This is a genomic window from Pseudarthrobacter siccitolerans, from assembly GCF_030823375.1.
GTDB lineage: Bacteria > Actinomycetota > Actinomycetes > Actinomycetales > Micrococcaceae > Arthrobacter > Arthrobacter siccitolerans_A.
Window position 1 is genome coordinate 3,265,088 of record NZ_JAUSXB010000001.1, and the last position, 25,763, is coordinate 3,290,850.

General features: G+C 66.1%; 21 protein-coding genes and 1 pseudogene. 16 read left to right on the forward strand and 6 right to left on the reverse strand.

Features of this window, described 5'->3' with window-relative positions:
• The first annotated feature begins 94 nt into the window (after positions 1-94).
• The 7 genes from QFZ36_RS15190 (at position 95) to QFZ36_RS15220 (ending at position 7,042) form a co-directional block, all read left to right on the forward strand.
• Entirely contained in the window at positions 95-1,585 is a 1,491-nt protein-coding gene (locus QFZ36_RS15190) for a four-carbon acid sugar kinase family protein (RefSeq protein WP_306637739.1), read from the forward strand.
• A 51-nt stretch (positions 1,586-1,636) separates the two neighbouring features.
• Positions 1,637-2,536, forward strand: coding sequence for an NAD(P)-dependent oxidoreductase (locus QFZ36_RS15195; RefSeq protein WP_306637741.1), 900 nt, complete (start codon positions 1,637-1,639; stop codon positions 2,534-2,536).
• A 165-nt stretch (positions 2,537-2,701) separates the two neighbouring features.
• Complete coding sequence (locus QFZ36_RS15200) at positions 2,702-4,168, forward strand: GntP family transporter (RefSeq protein ID WP_306637743.1); 1,467 nt, start codon at positions 2,702-2,704, stop codon at positions 4,166-4,168.
• The gene (locus QFZ36_RS15205) at positions 4,168-5,019 is read left to right on the forward strand and encodes a class II fructose-bisphosphate aldolase (RefSeq protein WP_306637744.1); all 852 of its coding nucleotides are present in this window, start codon (positions 4,168-4,170) and stop codon (positions 5,017-5,019) included. The genes QFZ36_RS15200 and QFZ36_RS15205 overlap by 1 nt, the downstream gene beginning before the upstream one ends.
• A gap of 35 nt (positions 5,020-5,054) precedes the next feature.
• The gene (locus tag QFZ36_RS15210; protein ID WP_306637746.1) at positions 5,055-5,462 is read left to right on the forward strand and encodes a DUF1304 domain-containing protein; all 408 of its coding nucleotides are present in this window, start codon (positions 5,055-5,057) and stop codon (positions 5,460-5,462) included.
• Positions 5,463-5,552: 90 nt separating this feature from the next.
• Positions 5,553-5,906 carry a GNAT family N-acetyltransferase gene (locus QFZ36_RS15215; RefSeq protein WP_306637748.1) on the forward strand — a complete coding sequence of 118 codons (354 nt, stop codon included), beginning with the start codon at positions 5,553-5,555 and terminating at the stop codon, positions 5,904-5,906.
• A 176-nt stretch (positions 5,907-6,082) separates the two neighbouring features.
• Positions 6,083-7,042: an NAD(P)/FAD-dependent oxidoreductase gene (locus QFZ36_RS15220; RefSeq protein WP_306637749.1), complete on the forward strand. Its 960-nt coding sequence runs from the start codon at positions 6,083-6,085 to the stop codon at positions 7,040-7,042.
• 73 nt (positions 7,043-7,115) lie between these two features.
• On the opposite strand, the gene QFZ36_RS15225 is transcribed toward QFZ36_RS15220, so the two are convergent.
• On the reverse strand, positions 7,116-7,457 hold the full coding sequence (locus QFZ36_RS15225; protein WP_306637750.1) for a hypothetical protein: 342 nt from the start codon (positions 7,455-7,457) through the stop codon (positions 7,116-7,118).
• 507 nt (positions 7,458-7,964) lie between these two features.
• Between QFZ36_RS15225 and QFZ36_RS15230 the strand changes: the two genes are divergently transcribed.
• Genes QFZ36_RS15230 through QFZ36_RS15250 form a run of 5 tightly spaced genes read left to right on the forward strand, consistent with a single transcriptional unit; the run spans position 7,965 to position 14,249 of the window.
• On the forward strand, positions 7,965-9,551 hold the full coding sequence (locus QFZ36_RS15230; RefSeq protein WP_306639237.1) for a pyridoxal phosphate-dependent decarboxylase family protein: 1,587 nt from the start codon (positions 7,965-7,967) through the stop codon (positions 9,549-9,551).
• Positions 9,548-10,957 (forward strand): lysine N(6)-hydroxylase/L-ornithine N(5)-oxygenase family protein, encoded by a 1,410-nt coding sequence (locus QFZ36_RS15235; RefSeq protein ID WP_306637752.1) that lies wholly within the window; start codon positions 9,548-9,550, stop codon positions 10,955-10,957. Before QFZ36_RS15230 ends, QFZ36_RS15235 begins: the two co-directional genes overlap by 4 nt.
• Positions 10,954-11,541, forward strand: coding sequence for a GNAT family N-acetyltransferase (locus tag QFZ36_RS15240; protein ID WP_306637753.1), 588 nt, complete (start codon positions 10,954-10,956; stop codon positions 11,539-11,541). Before QFZ36_RS15235 ends, QFZ36_RS15240 begins: the two co-directional genes overlap by 4 nt.
• Positions 11,538-13,448, forward strand: a complete 1,911-nt coding sequence (locus QFZ36_RS15245; protein ID WP_306637754.1) for an IucA/IucC family protein — start codon at positions 11,538-11,540, stop codon at positions 13,446-13,448. The genes QFZ36_RS15240 and QFZ36_RS15245 overlap by 4 nt, the downstream gene beginning before the upstream one ends.
• 9 nt (positions 13,449-13,457) lie before the next feature.
• Positions 13,458-14,249 carry an SDR family NAD(P)-dependent oxidoreductase gene (locus QFZ36_RS15250; protein ID WP_306637755.1) on the forward strand — a complete coding sequence of 264 codons (792 nt, stop codon included), beginning with the start codon at positions 13,458-13,460 and terminating at the stop codon, positions 14,247-14,249.
• Here the strand turns inward: QFZ36_RS15250 and QFZ36_RS15255 are convergent.
• Positions 14,199-15,291 (reverse strand): annotated as a pseudogene (locus tag QFZ36_RS15255) (FUSC family protein). The gene QFZ36_RS15250 and the pseudogene QFZ36_RS15255 sit on opposite strands and share 51 nt — an antisense overlap.
• Before the next feature lie 220 nt (positions 15,292-15,511).
• Positions 15,512-17,122: an MFS transporter gene (locus QFZ36_RS15260; protein ID WP_306637756.1), complete on the reverse strand. Its 1,611-nt coding sequence runs from the start codon at positions 17,120-17,122 to the stop codon at positions 15,512-15,514.
• Positions 17,123-17,668: 546 nt separating this feature from the next.
• Here QFZ36_RS15260 and QFZ36_RS15265 point away from each other — a divergent pair.
• Positions 17,669-17,929: a hypothetical protein gene (locus QFZ36_RS15265; RefSeq protein ID WP_306637757.1), complete on the forward strand. Its 261-nt coding sequence runs from the start codon at positions 17,669-17,671 to the stop codon at positions 17,927-17,929.
• Positions 17,930-18,064: 135 nt separating this feature from the next.
• Here the strand turns inward: QFZ36_RS15265 and QFZ36_RS15270 are convergent, their stop codons facing one another.
• Complete coding sequence (locus QFZ36_RS15270) at positions 18,065-20,632, reverse strand: ATP-dependent DNA ligase (RefSeq protein ID WP_306637758.1); 2,568 nt, start codon at positions 20,630-20,632, stop codon at positions 18,065-18,067.
• Positions 20,633-20,672: 40 nt separating this feature from the next.
• On the opposite strand from QFZ36_RS15270, the gene ku reads away from it, so the two are divergent.
• The 3 genes from ku (at position 20,673) to QFZ36_RS15285 (ending at position 23,247) form a co-directional block, all read left to right on the forward strand.
• A complete protein-coding gene (gene ku / locus QFZ36_RS15275; RefSeq protein WP_306637759.1) occupies positions 20,673-21,764 on the forward strand; it encodes a non-homologous end joining protein Ku in 1,092 nt (363 codons plus the stop codon).
• Positions 21,765-21,968: 204 nt separating this feature from the next.
• Entirely contained in the window at positions 21,969-22,826 is an 858-nt protein-coding gene (locus QFZ36_RS15280) for a class I SAM-dependent methyltransferase (RefSeq protein ID WP_306637760.1), read from the forward strand.
• Positions 22,816-23,247 carry an SRPBCC family protein gene (locus QFZ36_RS15285; protein ID WP_306637761.1) on the forward strand — a complete coding sequence of 144 codons (432 nt, stop codon included), beginning with the start codon at positions 22,816-22,818 and terminating at the stop codon, positions 23,245-23,247. Before QFZ36_RS15280 ends, QFZ36_RS15285 begins: the two co-directional genes overlap by 11 nt.
• 100 nt (positions 23,248-23,347) lie before the next feature.
• On the opposite strand, the gene QFZ36_RS15290 is transcribed toward QFZ36_RS15285, so the two are convergent.
• Both QFZ36_RS15290 and QFZ36_RS15295 read right to left on the reverse strand, forming a co-directional pair.
• Positions 23,348-23,626, reverse strand: a complete 279-nt coding sequence (locus QFZ36_RS15290) for an HPr family phosphocarrier protein (RefSeq protein WP_306637762.1) — start codon at positions 23,624-23,626, stop codon at positions 23,348-23,350.
• 64 nt (positions 23,627-23,690) lie between these two features.
• Positions 23,691-25,763, reverse strand: a complete 2,073-nt coding sequence (locus QFZ36_RS15295) for a PTS fructose transporter subunit IIABC (RefSeq protein ID WP_306637764.1) — start codon at positions 25,761-25,763, stop codon at positions 23,691-23,693.

Genomic DNA, 25,763 nt, shown 5'->3' on the forward strand with positions numbered 1-25,763 from the left:
TGCCACACTAACATTCAAATGCAAGATGTCAGACATCTTACAGTTTCCTAACATCAGGATCCGATGCCCGGATCCATACACAACGGAGTGCACCGTGAAGCTTGAAGCAGATGTTCTGGCCGCCTACCCGGCCGAGGTCCGGATTCCCGCCGAACTGGTGGCCAGCACCCTGGCCGCCTCGAACGCGGAGACCCCGCGCGTGCTGGTAGTTCTCGACGACGACCCCACCGGAACGCAGTCCGTGGCAGACCTGCCCGTGCTCACGCGCTGGGACGTTGAGGACTTCATCTGGGCCTTCGGCCAGTCCAAGCCGGCCGTGTACGTCCTCACCAACACCCGCAGCCTGGACCCGGCCGAAGCCGCCGCCCGCAACGAGGAAGTGGTCCGCAACGCCCTCGCCGCCGCCGGCTCGCCTGACGTGCTGCGGCTCGGCTTCGTGAGCCGCAGCGATTCGACCCTGCGCGGGCACTACCCGCTGGAGCCGGACGTCATTGCCGCCACCGTCGCCCACGTCAGTGGAGAAAAGACCGACGGCGTGGTGCTGGTTCCGGCCTTCCCCGACGCCGGGCGGGTCACCATCGGCGGCGTCCACTCCATGCGCGGCACCGGCGAGGCAGCCGGCACCCTCACCCCGGTGTCCGAAACCGAGTTCGCCAAGGACGCCACCTTCGGGTTCGCCACTTCCGTGATGGCCGACTACGTCGAAGAGAAGTCCCAGGGACGCTTCGCCGCTGACTCGGTCATCGTCCTGGACCTCAACACCATCCGTGCCGGCGCCTCAGCCGAAAACCCCGCCGACGGGGCACAGATCAGCGCCAACGCCATCGCCGACGCCATCGAAGCCGCCACGGACTCCACCCCCATCGTGGCCGACATCGTCACCGAAAACGACCTCCGCGCCCTGTCCCTGGGCTTGGAAGAAGCCGAACGCCGCGGCAAGAAACTCCTCTACCGCGTGGGACCGCCGTTCGGTCGTGCACGGATCGGCCAGGAAATCCGCACCGAACTCAGCGGCGCTGAAGCCTACGCCGGCAACACGCCGTCCGAGGCCGGCGGCCTCATCGTCGTCGGGTCCCACGTTGGCGTCACCACCCGCCAGCTCAAGGCCCTGACCGAACAGCACTCCGCCGCCCGGATTGTGGAGATCGACGTCGAAAAACTGCTCGGCGCAGACGCTGACGCCCACCTGGACCAGACCGTGGACACCGTCGTCGAAGCCCTCCACAGCGGCGACGTCATCGTCCACACCAGCCGCCTGCTCATCAAGACCGACGACCCCGCCGAAAGCCTGCGGATCGCCCGCACCGTCTCCGCCGCGGTCGTCGCCGTAGTGAACCGGACGCTCAAGACCTTCCCGCCCCGCTTCGTCATCGCCAAGGGCGGCATCACCTCCTCCGACGTTGCCGCGCACGGCCTGGAAATCCGCCACGCGATCGTCCGCGGCCCCATGCTTCCCGGCATCGTCTCCCTCTGGGAACCGGTGGACGGCCCCGCCAAAGGCATCCCCTACATCGTCTTCGCCGGCAACGTAGGCGACGACCAGTCCCTCGCCGACGTCACCCGCAAACTCAGCAACACCTTCTAGTCCCACCCTCCACTAATCGTAATTCCCCGCCAAAATTCAATGGAGAACACCATGACCAGCAATTACACCGTCACCGTCCTGGGCCTTGGCGCCATGGGCCTGCCCATGGCCACCCGCCTCGCGTCCCAGCTGACGGTCCACGGCTTCGACATCGCCGAGCCCCGCCTCAAGCTCGCCGAAGAAGCCGGCATCGCCACCTTCACTACCGCCCGGGAAGCCGCGAAGGGCGCCGACGCCGTGCTGCTGGCAGTCCGCAACGGCGAGCAGCTTAACGACGTCCTCTTCGGCGAGAACGGTGTGGCCTCGGTGCTTGAGCGCGGCGCCGTCGTTATCCTCGGCAGCACGGTGGGCACCGAGGCCATCCCGGCCACCGTGGCCAAGCTCGCCGAATACGGCGTGGAGCTCGTTGATGCCCCACTGTCCGGCGGCCCCAAGCGCGCCGGCGAAGGCGACCTGCTGATCGTCGTCGGTGCTTCCCCCGAGGCCCGCGAAAAGGCAACTCCCGCCCTGGAACTCCTGGCCTCCACCCTGACCGTTGTGGGCGATAAGCCCGGCGACGGCCAGGCCCTCAAGACCGTCAACCAGCTCCTCTGCGGCGTCCACATCGCTGCCGCTGCCGAAGCCTTGGCCCTCGCCGACGCACTCGGGCTGGACCAGGCCAAGACCCTGGCCGCCCTCGAAGCCGGCGCCGCCGGATCGTTTATGCTCTCCAACCGCGGCCCGCGCATCCTCGAGGCCTACAACGAGGAAGGTGCCGAGGTGCTGTCCCGCCTGGACATCTTCGTCAAGGACATGGGCATCGTGGGCAAGGCCACCCGCGCCGCCGGCCTGGCAGCCCCGGTTGCCGCCGCCGCCGAGCAGCTCTACCTCCTTGGCCAGGCCCAGGGCCTTGCCGCCGCCGATGACTCCGCGGTCATCAAGGTGGTTGCCCCCACCAAGCGCAATAACTAGCAAGCCGACTCCCCTTAAAAGAAGTACGACGACGGCGGTCCCCCCTCCGCCGTCGCCGTACCTCCCAGCAGTTCCCCAGCAGTCCCCAGCGTTCCCCCAAACAAATAACCAGCGCCTGATCGCCCGTCTTCTCGAAAGACTGGCTCGTCAAAGGAGACACCTGTTATGAACCACCTTATGAGCCCGCTCATAGTGCGGGCGGCTGATGCCCCGGCCATCAAACCCGCAGTGGAGCTCGGCACCCCGCTGCTGCTGACCATCGCAGCCGTCGGCATCGCCGTCCTGCTGGTGATGATCATCCGCTTCAAAATCCAGGCTTTCGTTGCCCTGCTCACAGTCAGCATTTTGGTTGCTGTCGCCGCGCAGATCCCGCTCAAGGACGTCTTCACCGTTGTGGCCAACGGCGTGGGCAGCACCATGGGTAAGGTGGCGCTGCTGATCGCACTCGGCGCCGTCCTGGGCCGCATGATCGAAGTATCCGGCGGCGTCCAGTCGCTCGCCGCCCACTTCACCGAGAAGCTCGGTGCCAAGCGCGTGGCCGTGGCCCTCACCGCCGTCGGCTTCCTGGTGGCCATCCCCGTATTCTTCGAGGTGGGCGTCATCGTCCTGGTGCCCATCGTCTACGCCTTCGCCAAGATCGCCAGGGTCCACCCGGTCAAGTTCGGCCTGCCCATGGCCGGCATCATGCTCTCCATCCACGTGGCAGTCCCGCCGCACCCGGGCATCGTGGCCGGCGCCGGCGTCTTCGGCGCGGACATCGGGCTCATCACGCTCATCTCCCTGGCCATCTGCGTTCCCCTCGGTTTCCTGTCCTACTGGGTGGCCAGCATCATGAACCGTAAGGACTACGAGCTCCTCCCCGGCGTGAAGGCCCAGGTTGAAGAATTCGGCTCCGACTCGCTGGTGAAGGTGGGCCACGACGGCCCCGGCGCCGCCGCCATCGCCCCGCCGCGTCCCGGCCTGATCATCTTCCTCATCGCCGCCCCCATCGTGCAGATCCTGCTCGGCACCCTGGGCACGCTCACCCTCCCCAAGGACAACCCCTGGTACGGCCTGGCCGCGTTCGTCGGCAACCCGTTCTTCGCACTGCTGGTCGCCGTCGCGCTGTCCTTCTTCCTGCTGGCCGTGCGCCGGAACTGGTCGCTGAAGGAAACCGGTGAAATCTTCGAGGGCGCACTGCCTCCCATCGCCTCCATCCTGATGGTGGTTGCCGCCGGCGGCGTGTTCGGCGAAGTCCTGCGCACCTCAGGCATCGGGGCCGCCCTGTCCCAGACCCTGGACCACCTGGGCCTGCCTATCATCGCCCTGGGCTTCGTGATCTCCCTGGCCCTGCGTGCAGCGCAGGGTTCGGCCACCGTTGCCATCGTCACCACCACCGGCCTGCTCACCTCCGCCGTCGCCGAAGGCGGCTACACCCCCGCCCAGATCGCAGTGATCGTCATCGCGATCGGTTTCGGTGCGCTCGGCCTGTCCCACGTCACCGACGCCGGGTTCTGGACCGTGATCCGCTACTACGGCCTCACCGTTTCGGACGGCCTGAAGACCTGGACGGTCCTCACCACCATCCTCGGACTGGCCGGCTTCGCCCTGACCTTCGTGGCCTGGATCCTGGTGGGAGGCCTGGGCGTCTGATGCGCACCCGACTCGACCACCTGGTCACTTCCGCCCTCCAGCACGGCTCCGCCGTCCCGGCCTTCACCTGCTACGACTTCACCACGGCGCTGGCCGTGGTGGCCGCTGCAGAGGAAGCCGGCCGGGGCGTCATCCTGCTGGTCGCGCCCAAGACGGCGGCCACGTCCAACGGCCTGCGCCTCATCGGAGCCCTCCGGGGCCTCGCCGACGCCGCAGCCGTGCCGGTCGCGGTGCAGCTTGACCACGCAACTGACCTGAAAGTGATGGCCGACGCCGTCACAGCGGGGGCGGATTCCGTCCTCGCCGACGGTTCGTCCCTTCCGTACGAGGACAACATTGCCTTGGTCCAGGCGGCCCGTGCGCTGCTGGGACCGGACGTGGTGCTGGAAGCCGAGCTGGGCGGCCTGGCCGGAGACGAGGACCGGGCATTTTGCGCGGACCAGTCCGGCGTGTCAGTGGCCGGCCTGACGGATTCGGCGCAGGTGGAGGACTTCGTGTCCCGGACCGGCGCGGAACTTCTGGCGGTCGCCGTCGGAAATGTCCACGGCAAGTACAAGGGGGAGCCGCAGCTGCGCTGGGACGTCCTGCAGGACATCGCCGTGCGGACCCACCTTCCGCTGGTGCTCCACGGCGCCTCCGGCATTCCTGCCGAAGAGCTGGTGAAGGCGGCGTCCATGAACGTCGGCAAGGTCAACTTCAACACGGAGCTCCGCACCGGCGTCCTGGCCACCCTGCAGGAGCAGCTGCCGGCCCACCGGTCCGACGGCGAAAACCTCCAGGGGCTCCTGGGCCACTGGAACCAGGCCGCAGGCAGCTTCGCAAGCACCACCCTGGCGACGCTCACCCGCTGACGCTCACTCCCGAAGGGGGAGGCTAGGATCAAGCAATGATCCTGGCCTCCCTCTTTTTTGCCTTCCTGGCAGCCGCGCTGCACGTCTACATCTTCACCATGGAGTCAGTCACCTGGACCAGGCCGGCAACCTGGAAGCGTTTCGGTGTGGGTTCCCAGGCCGACGCCGAAACCACCAGGCCGCTCGCGTACAACCAGGGCTTCTACAATCTGTTCCTGGCCGTCGGGGCCCTCATCGGCGTTGGCTGCGTGGCACTGGGACGTGACGGATCAGCCCCGTTTGTGGCGGGCTGGACCCTGGTCTTCAGCTGCTGTGGATCCATGCTGCTGGCCGCCGCAGTCCTGGCCGTAACCGGCAGGAAGTACCTCCGTGCTGCCGCCACTCAAGGCACCACGCCGCTGCTCGCCGTCGTACTGGGCATTTTGGCCCTCCTCATGTCCTGACGCCGCACAGCCCCCTCCTTAATCCCGAACCGCGGCAGGAGGGGGTGCCGGGGCATTGCCAGCAGGGTGAAGTAGTGCCAGTGTCGAACCATGACCGAGAACATGATGTCCACCGAGGATAAGTTCACCGCCGACGTCACGCTGAGGCGCAATGACGCGCAGCACCGGTACGAGCTGCTGGTGGGCGGCAAACTGGCCGTCCAGTCCTTCTACCGGGACCTGCCCGGCCATATCGACTTCAGCCACACCCAAACGTCGCCGGACTTTGAAGGCCAGGGCCTGGGCAAGGTCCTCGCCCACTTTGCGCTGGATGATGTGGTGGCAGCAGGCAAACGGATCATCCCGCACTGCCCCTTCATCTCGGCCTACCTGCGCAAGCACGAGAGCTATGAGCAGTGTGTCGACTGGCCGGAAAGGCCGGCCAGCACCGGTTTAGGAGCTTGATCCGGGGCCGGTTAGCTGCTTCCTTCTTTCCTCGATTCCTGATCGGACCGGGGCTGCGCGTTAGGGTGCAGCCGCATCGGGTAATTCCTTCTCAGCGCGGTCTTGCAGAAGGCGCGGGCATCGTGAATGCGCACGCTTTTCTGGAGTGCTGCGCACACACCGGGAAGGAATCCGGGATGAACCATCTGGAACAACTGTTTGACGTCGCTGTTATCGGCGGCGGCCCCGCAGGGCTGAGTGCGGGGGTTGCCCTGGCCAGGGCATTGCGCCCGGTCCTGGTGGTTGACGCAGGCGGGCAGCGGAACCTCCGGGCGGAGGGGGTGCATGGTTTCCTGACGCGGGAGGGAATGAGTCCCAAGGAGTTCCTTGCCGCGGGACGCGCAGAATTGGAGCGCTATGGCGGGACGGCGGCGGCCGGCCGTGTGGCGTCCGCCCGCCGTGAGGGAGGGAACTTTGTCCTCTCGCTCGAGGACGGCTCCACGTGTTCTGCCCGCCGGCTGCTGATCACGTCGGGGACCGAGGATGAGCTTCCGGACCTGCCCGGCCTGCGCGAGCGATGGGGCCGGGACGTCCTGTATTGCCCCTACTGCCACGGATGGGAGATCCGGAACCGAAAAGTGGGGATACTGGCTTCGGATTCCCACGCCGTGCTCCAGGCCCTGACCTTCCGGCAGTGGAGCCACGATGTGACCCTCCTGCTCAACAGTGAACTGACGCTCAGCCCGGGTCAAAGAGAACAGTTGGAGGCCCGGTCCGTGAAGGTGGCCGATGGCAGCGTGTGCGGGCTGGTGGTTCAGGAAGACACGCTCCGGGCGGTCACGCTCCACGACGGTTCTGCTGTACCGCTGGAAGTGCTGGTAGTGAGCCCCGCCACTGTGAGCAGGGCGAACATGCTAGAGACCCTCGGGCTGGAACCGGACGGCCTTGAGGAGGGGCCGGGCACCCGCCTGGAAACTGACGAATCGGGGTTGACCGCTTGCCCTGGAGTGTGGGCCGCGGGGAATGCCACGGATGTTTCAGCCCAGGTGGTGACGGCGGCGGCCGCCGGGCTGAAAGCCGCCGAAGCCATCAATGCGGACCTGGTGCTGGAAGATACCCGGCTGGCGGTGGAGGCTGCCAGGGTTCCCGCACGTTAGCCGGGCCGGCCAGCCCGTGTATGGGGGGCTGGCCGCCTTGGCTGGCCACACGGACATACCGGCCAGGGGTGGGTCAGCTGGCCAGGGCGTGTGCCGTTGCCACAGGCACATCGATGGTGAAGCCGCAGGCGCAGCGGTAGGTTTCCACGCTGTCGGCTGACGGGCTGGTGCGTGAGGGACCGGCGGCGTGTGAGGAGCCGGCTCGGACGGGAATCACCATGGCGCCATCCACCCGCACCGGCTGGAAGAGCGGGGTCTCGTCCGGATCCACGCGCTTCATCGGGGTCCGGCAATGCACTTTTGAACTCAGCGTTTCCAGCAATGCCATGTCTGCAGGACGGATCGAGCTCACGGGAGCTCCTGCTGCTGCCGTTCCCATGGGAGCCGGGAGCTGGTCTTCTGTAACGGTGGTCATGATGTTCGTCCTTGGGCTTCTTACGGTCCTGCCGGCGTTGGCAGGCCCGCCGCGACTGCTTGCGGAGGTTCACTTACCCCATAAGCAAAGCATGCTTACTATCTCCAAACAAATCCGCGTGTTTCGCAGGTCACACCGACAGGGCCCGGATGAGGCCTAAAGAGCCCGGGAGCGCTTCCGCTGCCACTGGCGTGCGTGCCAGAACAGCAGCCCAATAATCCCGATGACCCCACTCAATGCCGCATGCGGGGCTGGCTGCCCGTACCCCAACCCTAGCCCTCGCTGCGCCGCCCCCCCTTTTGGCCCTCATGAGCCCGTAGCGGCGGAGTATTTTGCACGAGAAGGGCGTGGGCCGCCAGTCAATGACGCCGGCAGGAGGCGTAATGTAGCGAAATTCCGAGGCGCCGGATAAATACATCACGAAAGTTTGATTAAAAGGCTGACCTAAGTAAGGCTTACCTTTGCAAATCCCCTGAAACGCCGACCGAAGGACAACAAGTGCCGCTGATGCCCCGCCTTGATGAGTTAGAAGTGGATGAACCGCGAGGGGGCCAGGATGCCTCCGGCCAGGATTTCGGCTCCCGGGTGGAGCTCGCGCTCGCGGCCAGCAACCACCTGCTCAACGCGCGCAATTCGCCCCGCTACGTAGCGCAGGTGCTGCAGGGCGTCACGGCCGTGGCCACCAAACTGGAGCGGACCACCCGGCCCTTCACCGGCGTCGGGCCTTCGGAGCTGAAGGCCCGGGTGGCAGCGGTGGACCTGGAAACGCCCCTGCCGGACACGGCAGCAGCGCTGCAGGAACTCGAAGATGTCTACCTGCGCGACGCCGTCTACTTCCACGATGCCAAGTACGCCGCCCACCTGAACTGCCCTGTGGTGATTCCGGCGCTGGTGGGTGAGGCCGTCCTGTCCGCGGTGAACTCCTCACTGGACACCTGGGACCAGAGCGCCGGGGCCACCATGATCGAGCGGCGCCTCATCGACTGGGCCGCCGCCCGGCTGAACCTGGGCGACGCCGCCGACGGCATCTTCACCTCCGGCGGCAGCCAGTCCAATCTCCAGGCCCTGCTGATCGCCCGCAACCACGCCGTGGCTGGCCTCCGCCAGGAACCGGCGCGCTCGGGACTTCGGTTGCCGGCCCTGCTGGATACGCTGCGGATCTTCACCTCCGAAGACAGCCACTTCAGCATCCAAAAATCGGCATCAATGCTCGGGCTGGGATTCGACGCCGTGGTCACCGTCCCTTGCATGGATGACCACCGGATGGATCCGGCCGCCCTCGCCGAAGCCATGGCGGAAGCGCGTGGCGCCGGGCTGACCCCCATGGCAGTGGTGGCCACCGCCGGTACCACCGACTTCGGCGCCGTGGACCCGCTGGCAGAGCTCGCCGCACTGGCCAGCGCCTATGGCGCCTGGTTCCACATCGATGCCGCGTACGGCGGCGGCCTGATGGTCTCGGGGCGCTACCGGCGCCTCCTGGAAGGAACCAGGCTCGCGGACTCGGTCACCGTGGACTTCCACAAGACGTTCTTCCAGCCGGTGAGCTCCAGCGCACTGATGGTCCGGGACAAGGCCATGTTGCGCCACATCACCTACTACGCCGATTACCTCAACCCGGAAAGCGCAGCACTGGCCGAAATTCCCAACCAGGTGGACAAGAGTATCCAGACCACCCGCCGGTTCGACGCATTGAAGTTGTGGCTCACCCTGCGGATCATGGGCGCGGACGCCATCGGTGCCTTGTTCGACGAGGCGATCGACCTCGCTGCCCGTGTGGGCACGCTCCTCGCTGCCGACGAAGACTTCGAACTGGCCGCACCGCCGCAGCTGTCCACCCTGGTATTCCGGTACCGGCCCCGGCTGGAGGATGGCGGACGCCTCTCCGAGGACGCGGCAGACGTCCTCAACCCTGCCCTCCGCGCCGCAGTCTTCGCCTCCGGAGAAGCAGTGGTCGCGGGAACCAGGGTGGGAGGCCGCCACTACCTGAAGTTCACCCTCCTCAACGCCGAAGCCACCCTCGAGGACATCTCCGGGATCATCACCCTCCTGCGTCGCACGGGCGCCGGACTGCTCGAAAGCAAGGTATCCGCATGAGCATCCCCACCTCCGGCAGGACCTACGACTTCGCAGCCATCGGCGTCGGGCCCTTCAACCTGGGCCTGGCCGCACTGGCCGAGCCGGTGGACGGCCTGGACGGCGTCTTCCTGGAACAGCGCGCATCCTTCGACTGGCACCCCGGCATGATGCTGGAACCGGCCCACCTGCAGGTGCCCTTCCTGGCGGACCTCGTCACCCTGGCCGACCCCACCTCGCCATACTCCTTCCTGAACTTCCTTAAGCAGACCGGCAGGCTGTACCGCTTCTATATCCGCGAGAACTTCTACCCTTTGCGGGCCGAGTACAACCAGTACTGCCAGTGGGTGGCGGGGCAGTTGCCCGCCGTCCGTTTTGGCACAGCTGTGCTGGAGATAACGCACGACGACGGCGTGTACCGGCTGTCCGTCTCGGGTCCGGAAGGGCCCGAGGTACTGCTGGCGCGGCGGCTGGTGCTGGGCACCGGCACCTCCCCGTACGTGCCGGCGTCGGCCGAGGGCATTGTTGCCGAGGCAGCCGCCGGGGGCGGGGGACTGATCCTCCACAACGCCGACTACCTGGCACGGAAGGCGGAGCTGCAGCAGCAGCGCAGCATCACCATCCTGGGCAGCGGCCAGAGCGCCGCGGAGATCTACTACGAGCTGCTGCAGGAATCGGACGCCCACGGCTACCAGCTGAACTGGGTGACCCGCTCCGGCCGGTTCTTCCCGCTGGAATACACCAAGCTGACCCTTGAGATGACCTCGCCCGAGTACGTGGACTACTTCCACGGACTCCCGCAGCACCAGCGAGACCACCTGAACAAGACCCAGAAAAACCTCTACAAGGGCATCAACTCGGACCTGATCGACGCCATCTATGACCTGCTCTACACCAGGAGCATCTCTGGCATGGTGGATACGCAGCTGCTGACCCACTCCACCCTGACCGCTGCCCATTGGGACCCCGACGCCGGCACCCATACCCTGCACCTGGAGCACGGGGAGCAGGGCACGTCTTACACCCTGGAGAGCGAAGCCGTGGTGCTCGCCACCGGCTACGGCTACCGGGAACCAGAATTCCTGGCCGGCATCCAGGACCGCATTGCACGGGACAGCGCCGGCAGGTTCGCCGTAGGCCGGAACTACAGCACCGGCGTGGAACCCGGCGAAATCTTCGTCCAGAATGCCGAACTGCACACCCACGGCTTCGTCACCCCGGACCTGGGCATGGGCGCCTACCGCAACTCCTGCATCCTGCGGGAAATTACCGGCCGCGAGGTATACCCCGTGGAGCGAAGCATCGCGTTCCAGCAGTTCGGGGCGCCGGCGGACGTCGGTCCAGCGGGCATCACCGCGACGGCCGACTTCAGTACAGCGGCGGACATCGGCGCACCGGCAGACTCCGCAGCAGGGGTGCCGGCATGAGCTTCACCTTCCGCTGCCTTGACCCACGGTCCGATGCGCCGCTCCTCCACAGCTGGGTGACCCGGCCCTACGCCGCGTTCTGGGGCATGCTGTCCGCCAGCGTTGAGGACGTGGTGGAGGAGTACGTGAAAATCCAGGCGAGCGGCCACCACCATGCGTTGCTGGGGCTCGACGACGGCGTCCCCGCCTTCCTGATGGAGGAGTACCTTCCTGCGTCCTCGCCGCTCGCTGCGGTGTACCCGGTCCTCCCCGGGGACCTGGGGATGCACCTGCTGGTAGCGCCGCCGTCGAACGCTCCGGTGCCCGGCTACACCACGGCTGTGATGGACGCGGTCCTGGACCGGCTGTTCGCCAAGCCGGGGGTGGAGCGGATTGTGGTGGAGCCGGACGCCAGGAACACCAGCATCCACGCGCTGAATGAACGGCTGGGATTCCAGCCTGCCGGGATGGTCACGCTCCCGGACAAGGACGCCCTGGTGAGCTTCTGCAGCCACTCCGACTACCTGGCCGCCCGCGCGGCACTCGACACGCTTTCCACACCCAACACGCCTTCCACACCCAACACACAGGGAGCCTCACTGTGACAGTCCACCTCGATTCCGCAGTACCTGCCCGCAGTGCCACCGCAGCCACCGCGAATGCCGCACCCCACCTCGACGGCGACCGGTGGGACAACGCGAACCGGCACCTGCTCCGCAAGGCGCTCGCCGAGTTCTCCCACGAACGGATCATCACGCCGGAAACCATGTCCCGCACGGGTTCAGGTGCCGCCGCCTACCGGGTGCGCAGCGATGACGGCACGCACGAGTACCGCTTCGACGCCAGGGTCCTGGAACTTGAGCACTGGTCCATCGACGCCGGTTCCATCCGCTCCTTCCAGGACGGCACCGAAGCGCCGCTGGACGTACTGGAGTTCATCACGGCGTTCCACGGCACCCTGGGCATCAACCTCCAGATGCTCCCGGTCTACCTCGAAGAGGTCAGCAGCACCCTGGCAAGCCACGCTTACAAGCAGTGGGCCGGCCAGCCCTGGGCCGCGGAACTGGCGGCCGGAGTCACCGGCGGCCGGAACCCGGCCGTGGACTTCCAGGCGATAGAGCGCAGCATGACCGAAGGCCACCCCTGTTTTGTGGCCAACAACGGGCGCCTCGGCTTCGGTATCACCGACTACCACGCCTTCGCGCCGGAGACCGGCGCCCCGGTACAGCTGGAGTGGGTCGCCGTCCACCGGAGCCGCGCTGTCTTCACCGCAACTGAAGGGCTCGATTACCGGGCCCACCTGGACTCTGAGCTGGGTCCGCTGCTGGCCGGTTTCGACGCTGAGTTGCGGCTGCAGGGCCTCGACCCGGACCAGTACTACCTGATGCCTGTTCATCCGTGGCAGTGGGAGAACAAGCTGACCGTGACGTTTGCGGCGGAGATCGCACGGCAGCGGATTGTGTACCTGGGTACCGGGAGAGACAGTTACCAGGCGCAGCAGTCCATCCGGACCTTCTTCAACACCAGTGCCCCGGCCCGGCACTACGTTAAGACCGCCATGTCCGTGTTGAACATGGGCTTTATGCGCGGGCTGTCGCCGCAGTACATGAAGGCCACACCGGCCATCAACGACTGGCTGCGGGACCTGATCGAATCAGACGACGCACTTCAAGGCCGCGGGTTCACCATGATCGGCGAGCTCGCTGCGATCGGCTACCACAACGGGTACTACGAGGCCGCCTCTCCCAGCGGTTCACCGTACCGGAAGATGCTTTCCGCCCTCTGGCGCGAAAGTCCCCTTCCGCTGCTGCAGGACGGACAGCAACTGTCCACCATGGCCTCGCTCCTGCACGTGGATGCCGGGGGAAAACCCATGGTCTCCGCGCTGATCGAGCGGTCCGGACTGGCCCCGCAGGACTGGCTGCGGCGGTATTTTGAGGCCTACCTGGTACCGCTGGTGCACTGCCTTTACAAGTACGAGCTGGCCTGTATGCCGCACGGCGAGAACGTGATCCTCGTCCTCGAGGACGGCGTGCCGGTGCGGGCCATCATGAAGGATATCGCCGAGGAAATTGTGGTGATGGGGGACAGGCTGGACCTTCCGGAAGGGGTGTCCCGGATCAAGGCGGCCATCCCGGACGGGGAGAAGGTACTGGCCATCTTCACGGACGTTTTCGACTGCATCTTCCGCTTCCTCGCCGCGCTGCTGGAGGAGGACGGCAAGCTTAGCCAGGAGGAGTTCTGGCGCACCGCGGCCGCCAGCATCAGTGACTACCAAGGGCAGCACCCGGAGCTTGCCGCCCAGTTCTCCCGCCATAACCTGTTCGCCCCCGACTTTGAGCTGTCCTGCCTGAACCGCCTCCAGCTTCGCAACAACCAGCAGATGCTGGACCTCACCGATCCCTCCGGCGGCCTGCAGACGGCCGGGCGGCTCGCGAACCCGCTCGCGAGGTTCGCCGGGCAGGGCAACGGGCAGGAAGAAACCCGGGAAAAGGCGAAGGGACGCGGCTAGGCTGGCACCATGACGTCAGATATCTCCGGAACAACAGCCCTGGTCACTGGGGCCAGTGCAGGCCTTGGCGCAGAGTTCGCCCGCCAGCTCGCTGCGCGAGGCTGCAACCTGGTGCTGGTGGCGCGGAACCGGGCCCGTCTCGAGGAAACCGCGGCGGGCCTGGAGCGGCGCTACGGGATCACGGCGGAGGTGCTGCCCGCGGACCTGACGTCCGACGACGGAGTAGCCGCCGTCGTCGGACGCCTGTCCGATCCGCAACGGCCGGTAGGGATCCTGGTCAACAACGCCGGCATCGGGCTCCTGCACAACTTCGAGGACAACCCCATCGCCGAGGAGCAACTGCACCTGAAGCTGCATGTGGAAACGTCCATGGTGCTGGCCCACGCCGCTCTGAAGGGCATGCTGGACCGTGGCGAGGGACGGATCATCAACGTGGCCAGCGTTGCCGCGTTCCTGCCCAGGGGCACGTATTCCGCGGCGAAGGCGTGGATGGTGAGCTTCAGCCGGTGGGCCAACCTGGCCTACGGTGCGCGGGGCGTGAAAGTTACGGCGGTCTGCCCTGGCTTTGTCCATACGGAATTCCATGACCGCATGGGCATGGACAAGTCCGTGGCTCCATCATGGACCTGGTTGCGTCCGGGGCGCGTTGTCCGGGAAGGGCTGGCGGACAATGACAGGGGCAAAGCCGTTTCCATCCCCACTAAACGCTACAAACTGGTGGCTGCGATGGCGCGGATAGCCCCGGCGAAACTAGTGGCGGGCCCTCCGCGAACGCCCAAGGAGGGCAGCAACGGTCCGTGAACCTGACCGCCGCACCCCCACCACCACTGCGATACCCATGAGTGCGCCCACCAGGGTCTCCACGCCGCGTTCCAGGATCAGGACCGCGGGGTCGATCGGGGCGGCAAGCTGGGTCACCAGCAGGATCACCGGCGTAAAGGAAACCATCGCGAAGCCATAGTGGGCGGGCCATAAACAGCTCTGTGGTGAACTGGAACAGGATGACGAGCAGTGCCAGGACCAGCGCCTGCTGCCCGGGAAGCAGTCCCGCCAGGGTCCAGGGCCCGGGAATAAGTACGACGCCGGTGACCGCCAACCCCACGAACGTTCCGACGATGCGGTGGATGCCCCGCCGGACGCTGCTCGGCAGGTCGGCGCCGGCAAGCGGAACGGCTGCGGCGGCCATGGCCCAATGCGGGTGGCCGCTGCCGCTGAGGACCCCCACCGTACCGGCAGCCCCGACCGCGAGCACGTAACGGGCTGCGTGCACCAGCAGTTCTTTGCGGCCGGCGGCCTGCAGGGCGGGCCTGCTCCTGGCGGCGCCCCGCTGCCAGGACCTGCGGCGGACCCAGCCGGCGAAACCCACCAGAATGGAAAAGGCGGCGGACCCCGCCGCAATGAGCAGAGCCACCTGCAAGGGAACCACAACGGGTACCGAGGCGCAGGCCCCCAGCGCCAGGATGCCAAAGAACGGCCCGTTTGGCTTGAGCCGCACCCGGTCGGCGAAAACCGATCCCACACCGGCCAGAACCGCTTCGACGGCGACGAGCCACCAGGACTGGAGGTGGTTGACGGACAGCAAGAGGCCTGCAGTCACTCCGCCCAACAGCACCACAGCGGCCTGGCACTGGTGCAGGAAGCGGAGCTGGTGCGGTTCCGAGCGCCCGTACATCCCGGTCAGGGCGCCGAACACGGCATACATGATGAGGTCGGTCCTGCCGGCGGCCAGGAGGAGGAGTGACGGGACGGCGACGCTGATGGCCACGCGCAGGGCGGCGAGGTGGTCGCGGTTTGCCGGTTCCAGCCGGTGAAGGGCGCGCACCTGCTCCATCAGAAGCTTCATGCCGCACCATCCCTGCCTGTATCCCGGATCCCCATAAGGTCCCTTTGGAAGGTATCACCGGGCCCGGCCTGAAAGCATTTCCTGACGTGACATGGGGAAACAAAACGACCTCGGCGCGGCAAAGGCCCGCCCGGCGCTTTTCGTGGAAGCTGCGCAGGACGGGCCTTGGGAGCGTGGGCTGCTGGGTCTGCCCGGTCCGGATTCTGCCGGCCAGGAACATCTAAACCTGGGCGGGCACCTTTTCGGCACTTGAATCGGTGATGTCCTGGGTCTCGAACGGGAGCTCGTCCAGGTCGATCAGCGGGTTCTCGTCCTGGGTGGCTACCAGTTCGCGCGCCTCCGCCTGGGTGTCCACGCTGGGCATGGAGCCGGGCAGCGGCCGCTGGGCTGATTCCTTCAGGAAGTAGATGGCCACGGCACCCACCAGCGAGGTGGCCATGAGGTAGTAGGCAGGCATCATGTCGTTGCCGGTGGCGCTGATCAGGGCTGCCACGATGAAGGGGGTGGTGCCCCCGAAAATCGCCACTGAGAAGTTGTAGGCAATGCCCATGGCACCGTAGCGGCTGGACGTGGGGAACTGGGCCGGCAGGGCCGAGGCCAGGTTAGCCACGTAGAACGTCACCGGGAACGCGATCAGTGCAAGGCCGGCCAGCGTGGACCAGATCTCGCCGACGCCGATCAGCATAAACGCCGGGGCTGCCAGGACTACCGTGCTCAGCGCACCGATCCACAGGACAGGCCTGCGGCCGATGCGGTCAGACAGCTTGCCCGTCAGCGGAATGCAGAGGCTCATCACCACCAGGACGGGGATGGTCAGCAGGGTGCCGTGCACCTCGTCGTAGCCCTTGGACTCAGTGAGGTAGGTGGGCATATAGGAGGTCAGGGCGTAGCCGGCGGTATTGGCAGCGGCCACCAGGACCATGGCTACGATGAGCGAGCGCCAGTAGGCCTTCACGATTCCTACTGGGCCCTTGGCCGTTGCCTCATCGGAAGAGGCGGCATGCTTGGCGAGGTCCTCCTGCGCATCCAGGGTGGCCTGGAATTGGGGGGACTCTTCGATCTTGCTCCGGAAGTAGATGGCGATCAGGCCCAGCGGACCGGCCACCAGGAACGGGATGCGCCAGCCCCATTCCTCCATAACGCCCTGGCCCAGGGTCAACTGAAGCGCGGACACCAGCGCGGCGCCGAGGGCGAAGCCGAGGTAGCTGCCCATGTCCAGGAAGCTTGCGAAGAATCCGCGACGCTTGTCCGGGGCGTACTCGCTGACGAAGGTGGTGGCGCCTGCATATTCACCGCCGGTGGAGAAGCCTTGGATGACCTTCAGGAGCACCAGCAGGCCGGCGGCCCACAGCCCGATCTGCGCGTAGCCGGGCAGGAGCCCGATGGCGAACGTGCTCGCCGCCATGATCATCAGCGTGGTGGCCAAAATCTTTTGGCGGCCCATCTTGTCGCCAAGCCAGCCGAAGATGACGCCGCCGAGGGGACGGGCGATGAAGGTGGCGGCGAAAGTTCCGAGCAGGAACAGCGTTTGCGTGGTGGGATCCGATTCCGGCAGGAAGACCGGTCCCATGGTGGTGATGAGGTAGCCGAACACGCCTACGTCGTACCACTCCATGGTGTTGCCAACGATGGTTCCGCCCAGTGCCTTCTTGAGCATGGGCTGGTTCACCACGTTGACGTCCGACTCCTTGAGCCGGCGGCGCCCCAGTTTTTTGGGTTTCCGTGGTGCTGTGGCAGCCGCGGATGGGGTGCCGGGGGGTGTAGCCGGGTTGGTTCCGGAGGCGCTGTACATGCCTGCGGAAGAGTCGGTGATGCTTCGGTCTGTGGGCATTTGGGCAACTCCTGTGGAGGGTCATTTGCTTGCGACTTGTAGCTGCCCCGCTCCGGGCAGGCCTTCAATTTTACGCGAATCCCATAGCGCCCGCCGGTTTTATGCCGTAGGATCAACCCTTTTCGGGACCTTTCATCCCGGTTTCGCGGATTTCTTTTCCCTGTTTTTCCCGCGCCAGCACAGGGAACGGGGAAGTCGGCGCAATCGTTACCGAATTTTTTCCCGATTGTGCCCCCTGCAACCGCTTTCGCCGCGCCCGCAGCCGCAAATAGTGACGCCGCCCACGGCTTTCGGGCGCTCTTCCGAAAGCGTCCCGCCCGGGCGGACAGGGCCCCGTCGTTCGTTGCATTGGTGGTCTCTTTGCACCGCGGTTGTGGGGGTTCACAGGTGCCCGCTGCTTCCCTATGGTTGTGCCATGGGAACACTCACTTTCGGGTAGGCGGGCGCCTGCGGCCAGGCCATTGCCGGCCACCCAACAGTCGCGAAAAGGCCTTGAAGGGTCTTTCTTTGGTAGCACTTCGTTTCATCGTGGAAAGGAAGAACAAAATGGCTGACGAAATCAGTGGAAAGAAACTGGCGCCTGAGGTCGCGGCGCATCTGGCGGAGGCAATGAAAGCACCGGATATGCCAGGGGTCGCAGCTCCTGCCTCCTCCATGGGTGCGGGCGGATCTGGCACCTGGCCGGATGGCAGCGCGAAGCGGCGGCATCCCAAGGAACGCGGTCCGGGCCAGGGCCGCATGGGGCAGGCGGCAGCCGTGACGGCCGTGCACCGAACCAGCCGGCCACAGATGCCGCACTCGTCATAGGCTTCGCTGGAACAGAACCTCCATACTGAAATCCCTGGGGACTCCGGAATTGCGGGGTCCCCAGGGATTTTTTGTCCCGCGCGATTTCCGGGCGGAGCTGCCTTCGGCGTGCCCGGCGTACGGCGGCAGATCCGCTCAGCCTTCCAGGACCACGTCCGCCGGTTCCTTGTCCAGCCGCCAGCCGCGCCACCGGGGGTGCCGGAGCCGCCCGGTGCCGGTCCACTCGCTGTACGTCACCTCGCCCACCAATTGAGGGCTCACCCAGTGGGCATCTGCCGCGTCCTCCCGCGGGACGTCCTGGAACGGCGACGTTTTCCGGGCGAGACGGTCCACGGTCTGCCGCAGTTCCGTCAGTTCGCGGAAGCTAAAGCCGCTGCCCACCCTGCCCACATACCTCAGGTCCGGACCGTCCGGGATGCCGACCAGCAGCGATCCCACTGACCCTTCACGGGCGCCCTTGCCAGGCCGCCAGCCGCCCACCACCACCTCCTGGGTCTGGTCGAGCTTGAGCTTGATCCAGGTCCGGGTCCGCTGCCCGCTGACGTACCGGCTCTCCGTGCGCTTCGCCATCACGCCTTCGAGGCCCAGTTCCTGCGCGCTCTCGAGGATGTGTTCCACCGGTTCCTCGAGGACCATGGACAGGTCCACCGGACAATCCGACGGAGTGAAAAATTCTTCCAGTCGACTGCGCCGCTTTGCGAGGGGCAGGGCGCGGAGGTCCGTGCCGGCGTCGTAGATCAGGTCGAAAAGCATCAGCCGGACCGGGATGGCCTTGCGGGCTTTGGCGACGTCGCCGGGCCGGGTGAGTTTCATCCTCCCTTGGAGGAGCCCGAAGTCAGGCCGGCCTGAAGGCCCGACGGCAATGATCTCGCCGTCGGCAACGAACGGCTGGGGCGGCCAGCAGGCCCTGTCCGTGAACTCCGGGTACGTCCTGCTGACGTCGTTCCCGTTGCGGCTGAAGATCCGGATACTGTCCTCGTCGGCGACGAGCATGGCGCGGACCCCATCCCATTTGAGCTCAAACTGCCAGTTGCTGCCCTGCAGGTCCGCGGTTGTCCCGGACGTGGCCATCATCGGGCCAAAATCATCGGGTGTTACGGAAGCGGCCGGTTGCGGAACAGGAGACGGCCCGCCTGTCTGATCCTCAGGCTTATCCGCATCAGCTTCCTGCAGTTCGGGCTCGTCAGCGGCGTTGTCCGGCGCAACAGAGTCCCCTTCCTCAGGCGCCTGGTCCCCTGTCCCACCGTCGTCGGGCACTGACACGGCCGCGGGCCGGTGCCGCCTGCTGGGGTGGTCTGTGTCCATCAGATGGATCAGCCATTGGCCTTCGGCGTCCTTGCCCTGTCCGCGACCGGTATGGATCAGCGCGATCTTTTTGGTGCCGCCCAGTCCGCCGCCTTCGGAACCGTGCAGGGTGGCGATGACTTCCTTGCCGTTGATCCACTTGTGCAGTTCGTAGGTACCCGTGTCCCAAATGGTCATCTCACCGGCCCCGTACTGCCCCTTGGGAATGGTCCCGTGAAAGGTGAGGTAGTCCATGGGATGGTCCTCGGTGTGGACAGCCAAATGGTTCTTGCCGCCGGATTCGGGGACACCCTTGGGCAGGGCCCAGGATGCCAGGACGCCCTCATGCTCCAGCCGGAGGTCGTAGTGCAGACGGCTGGCGTGGTGCTCCTGAATGACAAAGCTGTTGCCACCGGCGGGAATGCCTGCGAAGGGCTCCGGGGTTTCCTTGGGATCACGCATGGAGCGGTACTTGCCCAGGCGCGGGTCGCCGTCGTCATGCTTGTCCGGTACGTCCAGGCTTTGGTTCGAGGCGCGGACGACGGCGGCGAACGGGTCCGTGCCTTCCTGCACCCGCCGCAGCACAGCCTGGTAGTCCAGGTGCTTCAGTCCCGGCGAACTGATTTCCGCCCAGGTACGCGGAGCGGCCACCATCGGGGTGGGACGGCCGCGCAAGGAATAGGGCACGATGGTGGTCTTTGCCGCGTTGTTCTGGCTCCAGTCCACCAGTACCTTGCCTTGGCGCAGGGTCTTTTTCATGTCGCTGACGGCCAGGTCGGGATGGTCGGCTTCCAGGGCGCGGGCCAGTTCACGGGCAAACGCGGAGATCTGGTCGGAGGTTTGGCTCCGGTCCAGGGCTGCATACAAATGGATGCCCTTGCTGCCGCTGGTCACCGGGACCGGGTCCAGTCCCACATCCTCGAGGATGCCGCGTGCCAGCAACGCCACCTCCACGCATTCCTCAAGGCCGGCGCCCGAACCGGGATCGAGGTCCAGGACCAGGCGGTCCGGGTTCAGCTGGTTGCCGTGCGAATCCACCTGCCACTGGGGAACGTGGACTTCCAGGGAGTTGATCTGGCCGAACCAGGTGAGCGTCGCCGCATCGTTGACCATCGGATAGTGGATGGTCCGCTCCTTGTGGGTGATGGCAGCGCGGGGAAGCCAACCGGGGGCGGAATCCTCAAGGTTCTTCTGGAAGAAGACCTCGCCCGGCTTCTCTGTGGTTCCCACGCCGTTGACCCACCTTTTCCGGGTGGCCGGCCTGTTGGCTGCGGCGGGGATCAGGACGTGTGCCACGGCGGCGTAGTACGCCAGGACGTCCGCCTTGGTGGTGCCGGTTTCCGGATAGATGACTTTGCCCAGGTTAGTAAGCGTTAATTCCCGGCCCGCCACCCGGACACGTTCCTTAGCGGCGGCCACAGGTCTTCACCTCCGGCGCTGCGTGCTGTTGACTTAGGGAATGAGAGCCATCTGGAAAGGTGCCATCGCGTTTGGCCTGGTCAACGTGCCCGTGAAGGTCTACAGCGCAACCGAAGATCATGACATCAGTCTGCACCAGGTCCACAATGCCGACGGCGGCCGGATCCGGTACCAGCGCAGGTGCGAGGTGTGCAGCCAGGTGATCGACTACTCGGACATCGAGAAGGCCTACGAGGAGGACGGCAAGACGGTGGTCCTCTCCAAGGATGAGCTCAAGGCCATTCCCGCCGAGAACAGCCACGAGATCGAAGTGGTGCAGTTCGTCCCGTCCGAGCAGCTTGAACCCATGATGTTCGAGAAGAGCTACTACCTGGAACCCGACTCCAAGTCGCCCAAAGCCTACGTGCTGCTCCGCCGTGCGCTGGAGGACACGGACAGGGTGGCAATTGTCCAGTTCGCGCTGCGCGAGAAGACGCGGCTGGGCGCGCTCCGGATCAAGGACGACGTCCTGGTGCTCCAGTCCCTGCTCTGGCCGGATGAGGTGCGCGAGGCGAACTTCCCGTCCCTGGACGTGTCCGTCAAGATCTCCCCACAGGAACGCGACATGTCCGCGGCCCTGGTGGAGTCCATGGCGGCCGATTTCGATCCCGACCATTTCACGGATGACTACCAGGTGCAGCTGCGCCACCTGATTGAGGCCAAACTCGAGCAGGGCGACGCGCTGGACACTGACGAAACCTTTGGTGTGGAAGCCGGGGAGGGCGGCAAGGGCGAGGTCATCGACCTGATGGAAGCGCTGAAGCGGAGCCTGGACCGGAAACGCGGGGGTGCCTCCGGAGCTGCTGCCGGCGGCTCCGGGGCCGGGGCCGCGGAGTCCGGCGACGAGGAAGAGATTGCCAAGCCGGCGCGCAAGAGGGCCACGGCCGCCAAGACCGCAACCAAATCCACCGCAACCAAGTCCACTGCCGCGAAAGCGACCGGCACCAAGACCAGTGCTGCCAAGACCAGTACCGCCAAATCGACGGCCGCCAAATCCACCGCCAAGTCCACGGCGGACAAGGCGTCGTCCAAGCCTGCTGCGAAAACCGCCGCCGGCAAGGCCACGGGCACCAGGGCGCGCAAGCCGGCGTGATGGTTGCGCCCCTGCCGGGAGCGCAGCGTGGATGAGTGCCATGTCTATGAAACTACTAAGCTTGCTTGCTTTTCGGTAGTCGATGCAAAACGGCTCTCTTTACAGCGAGGGCAGGCGCGTCCACAATGAGTCGCATCGCAGCCTCCGCCATGCCGGCAGCGTGCTGTTAGCTCACTGGGAACCATCGCAGTAGGAGGCACAGTCATGAATGACCAGGCTGATGTTCTGGAGGCGGACCGGGCGCTCAAGCAAAAGCACCGCGCCATGTGGGCATCGGGGGACTACCCTGCGCTCGCAAGTGAACTGCTCCCCGAGCTGGGCGCAATCCTCGTTGAAGCCTGCGGCATCAATTCGCGCCAGCGGGTCCTGGACGTCGCCGCGGGCGCCGGGAACGCGGCCATCCCCGCCGCCATGATGGGCGCGAAAGTCGTCGCCAGCGACCTCACTCCTGAGCTGTTCGACGCCGGCCGCCATCAGGCAGCGGACCGCGGCGTTGAGCTGGAATGGAAGGAGGGGGACGCGGAGGCCCTGCCGTTCGGCGACGACGAGTTCGATACCGTGATCTCCTGCCTCGGTGTGATGTTCGCGCCCCACCACCAGGCCGCAGCGGACCAGCTCCTGCGCGTTTGCAAACCGGGAGGCACCATTGGGCTGCTCAGCTGGACGCCCGAAGGGTTCATCGGCCAGATGTTCGCCGCCCTGAAACCGTTTGCCCCGCCACCGCCACCGGGTGCGCAGCCCGCCCCGCTGTGGGGGAGCGAGGACCATGTACGGCAACTGCTCGGCGAGCGGGTCACGGACGTCCACGCCCGCAAACAGTCCCTGGCTGTCCGGAGTTTCCACCAGCCCGAAGACTTCGTGCGCTACTTCAAGTCCCACTACGGGCCCACCATCTCGGTGTACAAATTCATTGCCGACGACGGGGACAAGGTCAAGGCGCTGGACAATGCGTTGACGGAGCTGGCTGAATCCTTTGGCGATGCCCACGGCGATTCCCCGTTCCAGATGGAATGGGAGTACTTGCTCCTCACGGCAAGGAAGGCCAAGGGCAATGCCGGGTGACTTCATGGCGGCGTCGTCCGTCACCGTCGAGGCCCCGCCCGGCCGGGTGTGGGAGGTCATCACGGACCCTGCGGCCACGAAGGAGTTCATGTTTGGCACGGAGCTCACCACGGACTGGAGCGTGGGCGGACCCATCAGCTGGCGCGGGAGCTGGGAAGGCAAGGAGTACGAAGACAAGGGAGTGGTCCTCGAAGTGGAACCCGGCCAGCGGCTGGTGTACAGCCACTTCAGCCCGCTCGGGGGCCAGGAGGACAAACCGGAAAACTACCACACCCTGACCTGGACGCTGCAGGACCAGGGCGGCCGGACGCTGCTGACACTGGCCCAGGACAACAACCCCACAGCGGAGGCGGCCGAGCACTCACAGGGAATGTGGGACCGGCTGGTGGCAGACGTCAAGAAGCTGGCTGAACGCGGCTGACACACCTGGTTCGGCCGGACACCTAACGCAAGCGGCCGCCGTCTTACACCTCCCGGGGAAGGGAAGGTCCGACGGCGGCCGTGCGGCTTTGCTGTTGCTGCTACTCGGCGTCGTGGTCCGTTTCCAGGATCTGGACCAGGTGCTCCAGGGCCGCGTCAGCGCCGTCGCCCTCGGCCCGGAGGACCACCACGTCCCCGTGTGAGGCGCCCAGGCTCATGAGGGACAGGATGCTGGCGGCATCCATGGCCTCGTCCGCCGGCTCGCCTTCGCGGGCGATGGTGATGTCCAGGTCGTACTCTCCTGCTGCCTCGGCAAAGATGGCGGCGGGGCGGGCGTGCAGGCCCACGCGGCTGGCGACGGTTGCTGTGCGTTCTGGCATTTTTGCTCCTTTGTCTTCCGGCGGGCTTGGTGAATGCCGGGTAGAGGTAGTGGGTGAGGCAGGGTCAGACGGTTGCTGGAACGGTCTCCACCGTAGCAGCGGTCTTGCGGGCTGCCCAGCGCTTGAGAGCCACCACAGCAAGCGCGCTGACGATGGTTCCGGCGATGATCGCGACCACGAACATCAGCAGGTTGCCGATGGCGAAGAACACGAAGATACCGCCGTGGGGCGCCTGCGACGTAACTCCGAAAGCCATGCAAAGTGCACCGGTGAGGGCGCCGCCCACCATACTGGCGGGGATGACGCGCAGCGGGTCGGCTGCGGCGAACGGGATGGCCCCTTCGGAGATGAAGGAGGCGCCCAGCAGCCAGGCCGCCTTGCCGTTTTCGCGCTCGGCCAGGCTGAAGAGCTTCTTGTCCAGGACAGTGGCCAGGGCCATCGCCAGCGGCGGCACCATGCCGGCTGCCATCACGGTGGCCATGATCTGCCACGGTGCCTGGTTAGTGGCACTGCCGGCACCGAGCCCGGCGACAGCGAAGGCGTAAGCGACCTTGTTGACGGGTCCGCCGAGGTCGAAGCACATCATGAGTCCGAGGATGATGCCGAGGACGACAGCGGAGGCGCCTGACATGCCCGAGAGCCAGCCGTTGAGGGCCTTGGTTAGGCCGGCGATTGGGCCGCCCAGCACGAGGAACATCAGGCCGGAAGCCACGATCGAGGCGAGCAACGGGATGATGACAACAGGCATCAGGCCGCGCAGCCAGCGGGGCACCTGCCAGGAACCGATCAGGTGGGCGATGTAGCCGGCCAGCAGGCCGCCCACGATGCCGCCGAGGAATCCGGCACCCATGAAGCCGGACACGGCACCGGCAACAAAACCGGGGGCGATGCCGGGGCGGTCAGCGATGGCATAGGCAATGTAGCCTGCCAGTGCGGGAACCAGGAAGCCCATGGACAGGGCGCCGATCTTGAAGAAGACGGTGCCAAGGTAGAGGGCGAGGTTGCCGTTGGGCAGGTTGAACAGGGTGTTGTTGGCCAGGATGTCGTTGGCCTTGGTGCCGAGCGCGATGTCGAAACCCGCGAGCAGGAAGCCCAGGGCGATCAGCAGGCCGCCGCCGGCAACGAACGGAATCATGTAGCTGACACCGGTGAGCAGTGCGCGCTTCAGCTTCTGGCCGATGTGCTCGCCCTTTTCGTCCGCCTCATGCTCGGCCTGCTCTTCCGCCCCGAAGTGCGGGACACGGCGGGCGTGGGGGTTGTCCGCCGCCGCGAGGGCCTCCTGGACCATCTTCGCGGGCTCGTCGATGCCGCGCTTGACCGGCGCGTTGATGACTGGCTTGCCGGCAAAGCGTTCCTTGCCGCGTACGTCCACGTCCACGGCGAAGATGACGGCGTCGGCTGCAGCGATGACGGCGGGGTCCAGCGGCTTGGCGCCGGAGGAACCCTGCGTCTCAACCTGCAGGTCCACACCGGCTTCCTGTGCGGCGAGAACCAGTGAGTCAGCCGCCATGTAGGTGTGGGCGATGCCGGTGGGGCATGCGGTCACGGCTACCAGGCGCTTGGGACCCCGGCTGGCGGAACCAGCGGCACCGGTTGCCGTGCTGCCGGCAGGTGAGGAGGAGCCGGCACCGACAGCTGCGCCAACCGGGACGGCGTCAGCAGCGGGCGCGGCGTGGGCGGCCGGCTTGTCAGCCAGTGCGCCGTCCACCAGGTCCACGATCTCCTCGCGCGAGGAGGCGTTGCGCAGGGCTGCGGTGAAGTCTTTCTTGATCAGGGACCTGGCGAGCTTGGACAGCAGCTTGAGGTGCTGCTGGTCAGCGCCGTCCGGGGCTGCGATGAAGAAGATCAGGTCCGCCGGGCCGTCCTTGGCGCCGAAGTCCACCTTGGGATCCAGGCGGGCCATGGCCAGGGTGGGTTCGTTGACGGCCGCGGAACGGCAGTGCGGGATGGCGATGCCGCCGGGGATACCCGTGGCAGTTTTCTGCTCGCGGGCGAAGGCGTCCGCGAAAAGGCCTTCAACTTCTGAAGCGCGTCCGGTGGCAGCTACTTTGCTTGCCAGGTGCCGGATCACCGTCTCGGGGGAATTGCCCAGGTTCTGGTCGAGCTCGACCAGTTCCGTGGTGATGAGCTGGGTCAC

Excerpts from the sequence above, each read along its gene's own strand:
- QFZ36_RS15215 (WP_306637748.1), top strand. The coding sequence starts at position 5,553 with ATGACCGAGAACATGATGTCCACCGAGGATAAGTTCACCGCCGACGTC.
- QFZ36_RS15265 (WP_306637757.1), top strand. The coding sequence starts at position 17,669 with ATGGCTGACGAAATCAGTGGAAAGAAACTGGCGCCTGAGGTCGCGGCG.
- ku (WP_306637759.1), top strand. The coding sequence starts at position 20,673 with ATGAGAGCCATCTGGAAAGGTGCCATCGCGTTTGGCCTGGTCAACGTG.
- QFZ36_RS15240 (WP_306637753.1), top strand. The coding sequence starts at position 10,954 with ATGAGCTTCACCTTCCGCTGCCTTGACCCACGGTCCGATGCGCCGCTC.
- QFZ36_RS15230 (WP_306639237.1), top strand. The coding sequence starts at position 7,965 with ATGCCCCGCCTTGATGAGTTAGAAGTGGATGAACCGCGAGGGGGCCAG.
- QFZ36_RS15210 (WP_306637746.1), top strand. The coding sequence starts at position 5,055 with ATGATCCTGGCCTCCCTCTTTTTTGCCTTCCTGGCAGCCGCGCTGCAC.
- QFZ36_RS15290 (WP_306637762.1), bottom strand. The coding sequence starts at position 23,626 with ATGCCAGAACGCACAGCAACCGTCGCCAGCCGCGTGGGCCTGCACGCC.
- QFZ36_RS15205 (WP_306637744.1), top strand. The coding sequence starts at position 4,168 with ATGCGCACCCGACTCGACCACCTGGTCACTTCCGCCCTCCAGCACGGC.
- QFZ36_RS15235 (WP_306637752.1), top strand. The coding sequence starts at position 9,548 with ATGAGCATCCCCACCTCCGGCAGGACCTACGACTTCGCAGCCATCGGC.
- QFZ36_RS15220 (WP_306637749.1), top strand. The coding sequence starts at position 6,083 with ATGAACCATCTGGAACAACTGTTTGACGTCGCTGTTATCGGCGGCGGC.
- QFZ36_RS15280 (WP_306637760.1), top strand. The coding sequence starts at position 21,969 with ATGAATGACCAGGCTGATGTTCTGGAGGCGGACCGGGCGCTCAAGCAA.
- QFZ36_RS15250 (WP_306637755.1), top strand. The coding sequence starts at position 13,458 with ATGACGTCAGATATCTCCGGAACAACAGCCCTGGTCACTGGGGCCAGT.
- QFZ36_RS15225 (WP_306637750.1), bottom strand. The coding sequence starts at position 7,457 with ATGACCACCGTTACAGAAGACCAGCTCCCGGCTCCCATGGGAACGGCA.
- QFZ36_RS15195 (WP_306637741.1), top strand. The coding sequence starts at position 1,637 with ATGACCAGCAATTACACCGTCACCGTCCTGGGCCTTGGCGCCATGGGC.
- QFZ36_RS15285 (WP_306637761.1), top strand. The coding sequence starts at position 22,816 with ATGCCGGGTGACTTCATGGCGGCGTCGTCCGTCACCGTCGAGGCCCCG.
- QFZ36_RS15200 (WP_306637743.1), top strand. The coding sequence starts at position 2,702 with ATGAACCACCTTATGAGCCCGCTCATAGTGCGGGCGGCTGATGCCCCG.
- QFZ36_RS15260 (WP_306637756.1), bottom strand. The coding sequence starts at position 17,122 with ATGCCCACAGACCGAAGCATCACCGACTCTTCCGCAGGCATGTACAGC.